This window comes from Janthinobacterium sp. UMAB-60, from assembly GCF_900095235.1.
Lineage (GTDB): Bacteria > Pseudomonadota > Gammaproteobacteria > Burkholderiales > Burkholderiaceae_D > Janthinobacterium.
Map to the genome: position 1 here is coordinate 1 of NZ_LT607519.1, position 3,051 is coordinate 3,051.

Annotated in this window: 2 protein-coding genes; both read left to right on the forward strand. The window is 62.8% G+C overall.

Annotated features, from left to right (window positions below; genetic code table 11):
• Positions 1–1,727, forward strand: a 1,727-nt coding sequence (locus tag K0F86_RS27110; protein WP_219137211.1) for an ATP-binding cassette domain-containing protein, incomplete at its 5' end; no start/stop codon positions are given.
• 11 nt (positions 1,728–1,738) lie between these two features.
• Complete coding sequence (locus K0F86_RS27115; protein ID WP_219137212.1) at positions 1,739–2,461, forward strand: ABC transporter ATP-binding protein; 723 nt, start codon at positions 1,739–1,741, stop codon at positions 2,459–2,461.
• Positions 2,462–3,051: the final 590 nt, after the last annotated feature.

Genomic DNA, 3,051 nt, shown 5'->3' on the forward strand with positions numbered 1-3,051 from the left:
GCGTGCTGGTGTTCAAGCTGGGCCTGTCGTTCTGGCTGGCCATTCCCGCCAGCATCGTCGGCGCGGCCCTGTTTGGCGCCATCCTGGCCTTGCCTGCCCTGCGCGTGACGGGACCGTACCTGGCCATGGTCACGCTCGCCTTCGGCACCATCATACAAATCCTGATCAATGAAATGAGCTTCCTGACGGAAGGCCCGATGGGCATCAAGATCCACAAGCCCGTCCTGTTCGGCCACAGATTGAGCGAGGTGGAGTACTACTACATGGTCGCCGCGCTGATGGTGATCTCGCTGGTGGTGGTGCACCGCATCCTGAAGTCGAACCTGGGGCGGGCGTTTGAAGCATTGCGCGACAGCCCCATCGCCTCGGACTGCATGGGCGTGTCCGTGTATCGCTATAAAGTGTATGCGTTTGTCATCAGCGCCGGCTTCGCGGGCCTGGCCGGCAGCCTGTATGCGTATTCGGAAGAATATATCTCGCCCAATACCTACAACTTCGAGCTGACGATCCTGTTCCTGCTGGCCGTCATCATGGGCGGGCGCAAGACGCGCTCGGGCGCCTTGATCGGCGCCCTGATCGTCGTCATGCTGCCCAGTTTGCTGGCGGACATCGAGTTGTTCCGCAAGATCGCCGTGGCCGCCGCCGTGCTGGGCGTGATCGGCTCGGCCTTCATGCTGGCCAAGAAGCGCTCCACCGTGCGCGGCGTGCTCGTGCCGCTGGTCGCCACCATCGGCCTGGCCGCGTATTCCTATAAACTGGACAATATGATCGACTGGCGCCTGACCATCTTCGGCCTGATGACCTTATTTGTCGTCTATTACCTGCAGGACGGCATCGTCGGCTTCCTGATGAGTTTTGTGGGCAAGGGCCGGCGCCATGTGCAGGCCGTCGCCTCGCACGGCGTGGCGCCTTTTGACCACGCCCAGGGCGGCCAGCGCGGCGAAACGCTGCTGCGCGTGGACCAGGCCCTGATGCAGTTCGGCGGCCTGAAAGCGCTGAACCAGGTGGACTTGAACGTCACGCAAGGCTCCGTGCACGGCTTGATCGGGCCGAACGGCTCGGGCAAGAGCACGATGATGAACGTGCTGACGGGCATCTACAAGCCGACGGCGGGCAAGGTCGAATTTGCGGGCGCCGTCATTTCCGGCCGCACGCCGTCCGAAATCGCCCTGGGCGGCGTGGCGCGCACCTTCCAGAACGTGCAGCTGTTCGGCGAGATGACGGCCACCGAAAACGTGCTGGTGGGCTTGCACAACACCTTCAAGTCGAACGTGCTGGACGTGATGCTGCACACGCCGCGCTACAAGCGCGAAGAGAAGGCTGCGCGCGAGCGGGCCGCCAGCATCCTCGAATTCGTCGGCCTGGCGGACCTGGCCAACGAAGAGGCGCGCAATCTGCCGTACGGCAAGCAGCGGCTGCTGGAAATCGGCCGCGCGCTGGGCCTCAATCCGCGCCTGCTGCTGCTCGACGAACCGGCGGCGGGCCTGACGGCGCCCGACATCAAGGAGCTGATGGCCATCATCCGCAAGATCCGCGACCACGGCATCACCATCATCCTGATCGAGCACCACATGGACGTGGTGATGGCCCTGTCGGACGTGGTGACGGTGCTGGACTTCGGCCAGAAGATCGCCGAAGGCGTGCCGAGTGCTGTGCAAAGCGATCCGAAAGTGATCGAAGCCTACCTGGGCGGCAGCGCCGACACCCTGAGCCCTGCGGCGCACTGAGAGGAACCATCATGCTGACTATCTCCAATCTGCACGCCGCCTACGGCAAAGTCGAAGTCCTGCACGGCATTTCGCTGGAAGTCCCGAAGGGCAAGCTGGTGACCCTGATCGGCTCGAACGGCGCTGGCAAGACCACCACCATGCGCGCCATCTCCGGCATGTTGAAACCCAAATCGGGCAGCGTCACCCTGGGCGGCAAGGATGTCACGGGCCTCGATTCGCACCGCATCGCGCGCGCCGGCCTGGCCCACTCGCCGGAAGGGCGGCGCGTGTTCGCCTCGATGTCGGTGACGGACAACCTGCTGCTGGGCGCCTTTCCCCGCTTTACGCGCGCGCGCCCGAAAGGCGACATCAAGGGCGACCTGGACAAGGCCCTGGAGCTGTTCCCCCGTCTGAAGGAGCGGCGCGACCAGCTGGCTGGCACCTTGTCGGGCGGCGAGCAGCAGATGCTGGCCATGGCGCGCGCCGTCATGCTCAACCCGGAAGTGATCCTGCTCGACGAGCCGTCGATGGGCCTGGCGCCGATCCTGGTGGAGGAAGTGTTCCGCATCATCACGCGCCTGAAAGGCGAAGGCGTGACCATGCTGCTGGTGGAGCAATTCGCCGCCGCCGCCCTGAACGTGGCCGATTACGGCTACGTGCTGGAAAACGGCAGCATCTCCGTGCACGGCCCGGCCGAGAGCCTGAAGACCGATCCGAAGGTGATCGCCGCGTATCTGGGGGGAGGGCATTGAGAGGACGTTGGACGCGCGTGCTCCAGCTCCCGCACTGACGATGGTGTCAGTGCGGGAGATTAATTGGTCGTGTCAAATCATGGCTTGACGTATTTGTTTCGATCACCGCAGCGGCACGCTCGCGCCGGGCCTGCCTGAGTTCAAACCCGGCCATACCGTCGCCTTCACCGACAAGTACCTGGCGAACGCGTCGGCACCATCGTCGGCATGAAGCCCCAAACCAACTCCCTGCTCCCTGCCGTGCGACGGCGAGCGATGGCGCGTGGCGCCGTCACTGCTGCGGAAAATCATCGATTTATCACATGGCGCTTACCGTCAAATCGAACGGAAACTGCCTGATCGACGCGCCGTTGGTGCATTTTGCGCGCCAAACTCGCCAGGAAAGCGAACCGATGCGCACTTTCTCAATATATAAAATAAAGACGGTCAGGTTGTAGAACGGAACTGTTACAGTATGGGAACTATTAAATTAATATTTGGCAACTTTGCCGCCCGCCGCTGATGATGTGATCGAGAGGATCTTTTGCGCGCCAAACTCCTGCCCCTGACTCTGCTGCTGTTGATCCAGAACGCGTACGCCGTCGATCCCC